Here is a 6,702-nt window from a genome sequence, read left to right as displayed (position 1 = left end):
CCGCCGCGATCTGGCACAACCACAAGACCGGCCAACCCGTCACACGATCCTTGATCGCCTACGACCACTGATCACATCGGAATGACTCGTCTAGGACGCGGGCACGGCCTGCGCGGACGGTGGCGTCGTCAGTGCGTACGGGTACGGAGGTTGGCCCTGTCGGTAGCCGCTCTCTCGCTCTTGGCCGACAGCCTGGACCTGAGCGACGCCCTCCCTGGCCGCTCGCGCCTGCAGTGGGCCGACCCGGCCCTGAAAGGGCAGCTCGATTTCACCGGACCCATGGCCTGGCCGAGCCTGCACGCACCCACGATGCCCGAACCCCGCGCCGCCGCCGGCACTGGGGGCGGTAGGCAGATCCTCATCGGCGACTTCTCGCCCGAAGACTGCCACGATTTCCTGGCCCGCCGCCTGGTCCAAAATGGCCAGCCGCTGATCAGTGCCGAGCTGCGGGCCGTGATCTGCGAGCGCTCCCACGGCCTGCCCCTCTACCTCGACCTCGCCGTCCTGCGCTTCCTCGAACTGAGGCGCACCGGCCGAACCCCCGCGGCCGAGGTCTTCGACGCCGACTTCCCCGCCCTGCTGGCACGGACGTTGGCTGACCTCACCGAGCCCGAGCGGCACGTCCTGCGCTCCGTCAGCCTGCCCGATGCCTGGGACCTGGAACTGGCCACCACCACCGCAGCCCTCCCCCACCAGGCCGCAGCCGCACGCCTCGCCGAGCGGCCCCTGGTCCGCGAAGACCCCTTCGGCTTGTGGCCGTACAGCCTGCATGCACTGATCCGCTCCACCCTGCGCACCGCGGACGACGCAACGGACGACAGCTGGACCGAGGACGACTGGAGGGCCGCGGCCGGACGGGCCCTGGCCGCACTCGGCGCCCAGTGGGCAGCCGGCACCGGCCCCGACCGCCGGCTCCTGACCGGCTGTCTGCGCCAAGGCCTCGCGCTCGCCCGCGACCACGACCTTGCCCTCGGCTGGCTCGCCGACGCCGCGTTCGCGTACACCGCCGACTACGGGTGGGAGCCCCTCCCCCTGCCCGCGCGGGACAGCGACGAGGCCCACGCCTCGGCCGCTGGCGCGCTGGCCGAACTGTTCAGCACCCTGGCCCGTCGCCAGCACGAACACCGCGCCCGGACCGCCGAGCGCCTCTCTGCGGTGCTCGCGACCGAGCTGCTGCCAGCCGAGCTCGCCGAGATGGCCATCTACTTCCGGGCCAAGGCCCACCGCGACCTCGGCCAGAACCGAGAATCCCGCGAAGGCATGCGCCAGGTCGCCGAAGGCGGAGGCCGCTACGCCCCCGACGCCGCCCGCGGCCTCGCCCACCTTGCACGCGCTGCCGGTGACTTCCCCACCGCGCTCGCCACCGCCGAAACCCTCGGCTGGCCCGGCCGCGGCCACCGGGTCCTCGGAGACATCTGGTTCGCCCACGGCGACATGGACCGGGCCGCCACCGCCTACCAGGCAGCCCGCACGGAGGCCGAGGCCCACGGCAACGCAGGCGAGCAGGCCATCGCACAGACGCACCTCGCGCTCACGACCGCGTTCAACAACCCTGCCCGCGCCGACGAGGAACTCGTCCTCGCCGAAGAGCTCCTCGCCGGACTCGACCAACGCGCCACCAGCCTCACCGCAAAGGTGGCCGGACTCGTCCGCGACGCCGGCGGTGACCTCGGTGACCGCGGCGAACACCTACGGGCCGAGATCGCCGCCGCAGGCATCGCTGCCGCGGCGCCGCTACTTGAACTCGCCCTGGCCCTCCACCACACCCTCCGCGGAGAAGCCGACGCGGTCGCGCAGACCATCGCCCGGCTGCATGACCTCACAGACGACGGCGACCATGCGTACTACGCCGATGCCGCGCTCTACCTCGCCGACTTGACTGTTACCGGGGCATCCACAGTGAGCTGGGCACAGGACCCACAGACCGTCCGGACCTCCTGGCGGATCCTGGCATCCCCCCGGAGGGGTACCTGAGCGACCGACAAGCCGCCCCGGAGAGCAAGTGGCGCCCTTGCCCGCGGTCGCCGGGAGGCACGATGATGTCGGTCGCTCACGCTCGTCCACCGAATCCCGTCCGACGAAGAAGGTGCCGAACATGCGCAAGACTCTCCTGACAACCACCATCGCGGCTGCCGCGGCGCTCGGTTTCGCCGCCGCACCGGCGCAGGCAGCCACCGGCGACGTGAACAGGCCCTTCGCCATGACGTACGGCAACAGCCAGACGTCGGGCTCGATCCACTTTACGAGCGGCTACACGGCGTCCTTCAGCGGCGTCGTGCACGCCGCCAGCGGCCAGCGCGCGATCTGCGCCGACGCCTACAACGGCAGCGCGAAGGATCAAGGCTATTGCAGCCCCTGGGCATACGCCGGCGGCCCGAATCAGGTCCTCAACCAGCCGTTCTACATCCCCCTCCCCGGCGGGGTCCAGCGGGTCGTCATCGAGATGATGGACGAGAACGGCAACATCGTGGCAAGGACGTCCTGCACCCGCTCGGTCTGCACGCGCACGATCTGACCCGTGGTCGGCGACGACCAGGCACGCGGCGGCCTCCAGGACTACGCCCCCGGAGGGCAAGGGCAAGACGGCCCTTGGGGAGGATTGGAACGGTCAGTAGCGCCTTCTCTATGAGCGGGTGGGCGCGGTCGCTGAGCGCTGCCGCAGGGCCGCGAAGTCGGCCTGGGCCGTCTCGACGGCGTCGGGGTACGCCTGGGCCTTGTGGTTTTCGGCGAGCGCCCGGTAGATGCTCGTGACGGAGGGTTTCGTCCCTTGCGCTTGCCGGTGGGGATGATCAGGTCAGGCTGGATCCGTTCGACGGACTCGCCGCCCGCGCGGGACCCGATTGGTCGCTGGGGGAGGGCAGAGGATCACGCCCCGCAGCGCCGACGATTCAAGGATTCACGGCCTTGGCTGCGGCACGGCGAGCTGCGCGAGCAGAGGCCATGGCAGCCCGCTCGGCGGGCTGCACGTAGAGGATGACGGACACCTCGGTGACCAGTTCGGCGACGTCGGCCAGCTCCGCCCGAGAGTAGGCGAGACCGTCGTGGAGACTGTCGTTGCCCACCATGCGGGCTTCGTGGAGGGCATTGGCCAAGCTGGGGGACAGCTTGGAACCCAGATCCGTGATCTTGTCGTAGAGCGTCCTCCCGACGGCGCCCTGGTCCTTGCAGATCTCCTCAACAACGGCCCGGTACCCGGCTCCGGCCAGCCGCACCGCACCGCACCGCACCGCACCGCACCGCACCGCACCGCACCGGCAGCCTCCGTGAGTGCCGCCTCGTCGAACAGGCTTCGGATCTGGTCCGGGACCGACAGCTGCAGGGCCCGGGGGGCGGGTTTGGGGAAGGCGGTCCGCCGCACCATCTCAATGAAGTGATGAGCGTCGTCCGAGGCGGCGTGTTCCTCAGGCTTCTCCGACCAGACGAGTTCGACGGTGACGCGCTTGCAGTACGAGCAGCTCCAGACCTCTTGGGTGACCCGTTCCCCGAGGTTGGCGCTCGGGTCGTACACCTGGTCCCTGCGGAAGTCGATGGCCGTGTGGAGCGGGTGGACGACAGCCAAGCTCTCCAGATTCATGACCACGCCACGTCCGCACTCGGCGTGCGGACACATCGCTTCACGCTCAAAGCCCATGTTCAGGTACATGCCGATCACATAGCCACAGGCGGTCCACTCCGAGCAATGCCTTTACCCGACGGGAATGCCGTCCTCTCCGATGTGGCGCGCTCGGCTGTCGGCGCCCGCCGTCCGGCCGCCCCGGCAATCTCGCCACGGCCGCCAGGTGGATCCCGGATAAGCCGCCAATATCCGGGATCCATAGGTGCGTGCGGCAGGGGGAGCTGCTCCCGCACAGATCACCCACGCCGGGACAACCTCGCGGGTGACGTTCGCAGGGGCTGGCTAGCGGTGTATCACGGCGCAGGGAACTCCGGGTTCGCTGGGTGGTGTCGGGCCTGTGCCTCCGACGAGAAGTGCCAGGAGCACGGCGATCGCTTCGTTGCGCAGAACGCGGGCGGCCTGGTGGAGCTTGTGGGGGTCCGGGGTGGGCAACGAAAGCGCTACGCACTCGGGTTCGGTGCCGGTGCGGATGGGGACGGCGGCGCAGACGGTCCCCAGCGCGTACTCCTGCAGGTCCAGGAGGGGTTCGCCGGGGTGTCGTGCGTCGAGTTCACTGAAAAGGACTTCGAGGCTCGTGATGGTGTGGGGGGTGAAGGCCTCCATCCGGTGGCGGTTCAGGTGTTCGCGACGCTCGTCGTCGTCGAGCTGGACCAGGAGGGCTTTGCCGACGGCGGAGGCGTGGGCCGCTTCGCGGAAGTCGACCCATTCGTGGACGGCGGGGGCGGTGGGGCGGTCGGCGTACTGGGTGATGGAGATTTCGCCGTCGGTTTAGCTGGCGACGTAGACCGCGGCGCCGACCTCGTCGCGCAGGAACGCGAGCGTCTCCCGTAGCAGCGCCCCGCCGTTCGCACCGGTCTCGGCGAGCTTGAGGAAGGAGCCTGCCGCGTAGACGCCGTGGGCGACCGGGGTGGCGAGCTGGGTGCGGACCAGGGCCCGCCTCGCGCCCGACCGGACCGGGCCTCTCTTCAGCCGGTCCGAAGTTCGCCTCGCCCGCGCCAGCCGGCGCCAAATCAGGTCCGACTCCGTCGGCTTCTCCCGTTCGCGAGCGCCTCGACAAGCTGGTCGTGGGTCATGGAGGAGCGGCCGGGCAAGTGGGCGGCCGCGGCCTTCTTGTAGAGCTCGGCCTTCGTCAGCGACTGCAGGGACTTGCCCTTCGAGCTGATGCGCTTCTTCGCGGGCGGCGCCTTCTTCTGCGGGCTTGCCGTGGTGGCGGCCTTCTCGCGGGAGTCCTTCGGGCTGCGGGCCTGCTCGACGCTGGCGCGAAGGGCCTCCATGAGGTCGACGGCGCCGGTGGCCTTCGCCGGGGGCTCGGCCTTTTCGACGCTCTCGCCGGTCTTCTTCGCCTCGATGAGCGCGGTGACCTTCTCCTGGAAGGTGTCCCGGAACGAATCGGGGTCCCACTCCGTGGCCAGGGCGTTGATCAGCTGCTCGGCCATCTTCATTTCCCTCTCGGAGACCTTCACGGCGCCGGGCAAGTCGGGGATCTCCTTGTGGGGTCGCGGATCTCGTCTGCCCAGTGGAGGGTGTGGACGGTCAGGATTCCGTGGGCGTCGTCGGCCTTGAGGGCGACGAGGTACTCGCGGCCGCGCATCACGAAGGTGGCAACGCCGGCGCGGTTCGCGGTGGAGAGTGCCTTCTGTAGGAGAGCGTAGACCTTGGCGTACTCCTTGCCGCGCGGGCCCAGGTAGTAGGTCTTGTCGAAGAAGATCGGCTCGACATCGTCCAGGTCGACGAAGCTGGTGATGTCCAGAGTCTGGGAGCGGCCGGGGGCGATCTCGTCCAGCTCGGCGGGCTCGACCAGGACGTACTCCTCGCCGGTGTCGTAGTGTGACTTAGCGCTGTAGTTGGCCCCGGCGGACAACTAGAACGCTAAATCTTGCACGCCGTTGACCTGCGGAACTGCGACAGAGGGCTGATGTGGGCGGTCCATGCTCAGGAAGTCGACGGCGGAGGCGAGGCCGCCGGTCAGGGCGTCGGGGAGGCCCCCGTGAGTGACATCCAGTCTCGGACCGTCTCCTGGTGCGAGCCGTTCGCGGTGCTCGCGGCCACTGTCTCGGCTTGCTCGATGGAGCATGGTGCTCCTGCGCGGGTGAGCAGGACGAGTGGCCACTCGGGTCCCGCGCCGACTGGCTCGCCATCGAAGGGCGTCCACTCCCAGGGGCCGTCGAACCGCCATGCCCGTCCAGTGGCGTCGGCGACCTCGTCGCCCAGGTCGAGGTGGGCGTACGGCCGCATCAACAGTTCAAAGTCGAACGGGATCCCGTCGTCGGGATGCATGGTGTACCCCGAGCCGTCGAGATGGCTCCCGTCCGGAAACTCGCGGTAGGACACGCCGCGGCGCAGCACCGACACCGTCTGTCGCGGGCGGGGCAACCAGCCCGTCTCAAGGGGCGGGTCATGGTGATCCACGGCCGTCACATGCACCACGGTCGGCGGCACTCCAACCCGGCAGATGTCTCCCACCTTCAGATGGTGGGGCGGCGGTTCGGTACGGAACAGCTCCGCCTGCACTTCAGGCGCGACGTACTCGCCGGTGTCCACGCCCAAGGCAACGACGCCGTTCCAGTGGATGAAGTCGCTGTCGCTGTCGATTTCCCACCAGGGCCAGCGCACGGACACGGTGTCCCAGGTCACACCCTGCTCGACTCTGGCCGGCGTGAAGGGGCAGGCGATCGACAACACGTCGCCGACCCGGAAGTCACGCGCATCCGCATCCATCATCGGGCCAAGGTAGAGGGGGCCTCTTCGCGTCCCGCCGGGGGCCGCCCAGGTCACGCTTCTTGCAACCTGCGGTGGATTGCCATTCATGTTGGAACCAGTTCCGAGCAATTTTGGGATCGCGGCGTCCCTGACCGCTCTCCTGCGGATCTCCCATGGTGGCACCGCCGGTCCGCAGCTGACGTGCAGTCCTCCGAGGACAGCTACCGATCCACGTCGACGGGAACTCCACGCAACCGCAGCCGGGCCTTCAGGAACTCCATCTCCGACAACGGGTCCGTCCAGCGAACGGTGGTTCTGGAGTTGTTAGGGGTTCAGCGGCGGGCGGCTGAGAGCCGGCCGTCGAAGGTGATGTCGAAGGCGTTCAG

At 69.2% G+C, this 6,702-nt stretch carries 7 protein-coding genes; 2 read left to right on the top strand and 5 right to left on the bottom strand.

Features of this window, described 5'->3' with window-relative positions; genetic code table 11:
- Positions 1 to 180 precede the first annotated feature (180 nt).
- Positions 181 to 1,974, top strand: a complete 1,794-nt coding sequence (locus tag ACIQV3_RS40395) for a tetratricopeptide repeat protein (RefSeq protein WP_403722339.1) — start codon at positions 181 to 183, stop codon at positions 1,972 to 1,974.
- A 121-nt stretch (positions 1,975 to 2,095) separates the two neighbouring features.
- Positions 2,096 to 2,515: a hypothetical protein gene (locus ACIQV3_RS40390; RefSeq protein WP_403722336.1), complete on the top strand. Its 420-nt coding sequence runs from the start codon at positions 2,096 to 2,098 to the stop codon at positions 2,513 to 2,515.
- Positions 2,516 to 2,888: 373 nt separating this feature from the next.
- Here ACIQV3_RS40390 and ACIQV3_RS40385 read toward each other — a convergent pair whose 3' ends face one another.
- The 5 genes from ACIQV3_RS40385 to ACIQV3_RS40365 all read right to left on the bottom strand — a co-directional run bounded on the left by ACIQV3_RS40385 (position 2,889) and on the right by ACIQV3_RS40365 (position 6,337).
- Complete coding sequence (locus ACIQV3_RS40385) at positions 2,889 to 3,227, bottom strand: DUF4145 domain-containing protein (RefSeq protein WP_403722334.1); 339 nt, start codon at positions 3,225 to 3,227, stop codon at positions 2,889 to 2,891.
- A 671-nt stretch (positions 3,228 to 3,898) separates the two neighbouring features.
- The gene (locus ACIQV3_RS40380; RefSeq protein ID WP_403722342.1) at positions 3,899 to 4,270 is read right to left on the bottom strand and encodes an IclR family transcriptional regulator C-terminal domain-containing protein; all 372 of its coding nucleotides are present in this window, start codon (positions 4,268 to 4,270) and stop codon (positions 3,899 to 3,901) included.
- 356 nt (positions 4,271 to 4,626) lie between these two features.
- Positions 4,627 to 5,091 carry a hypothetical protein gene (locus ACIQV3_RS40375; protein WP_403722331.1) on the bottom strand — a complete coding sequence of 155 codons (465 nt, stop codon included), beginning with the start codon at positions 5,089 to 5,091 and terminating at the stop codon, positions 4,627 to 4,629.
- The gene (locus ACIQV3_RS40370; RefSeq protein ID WP_403722328.1) at positions 5,076 to 5,477 is read right to left on the bottom strand and encodes a Ku protein; all 402 of its coding nucleotides are present in this window, start codon (positions 5,475 to 5,477) and stop codon (positions 5,076 to 5,078) included. Before ACIQV3_RS40370 ends, ACIQV3_RS40375 begins: the two co-directional genes overlap by 16 nt.
- Before the next feature lie 104 nt (positions 5,478 to 5,581).
- Entirely contained in the window at positions 5,582 to 6,337 is a 756-nt protein-coding gene (locus ACIQV3_RS40365) for a hypothetical protein (protein ID WP_403722325.1), read from the bottom strand.
- Positions 6,338 to 6,702 lie beyond the last annotated feature (365 nt).

Source organism: Streptomyces sp. NPDC099050, assembly GCF_044759865.1.
Taxonomy (GTDB): domain Bacteria; phylum Actinomycetota; class Actinomycetes; order Streptomycetales; family Streptomycetaceae; genus Streptomyces.
The sequence above is the reverse complement of the archived record's forward strand: the minus strand, read 5'-3'. Positions and strand labels throughout refer to the sequence as shown.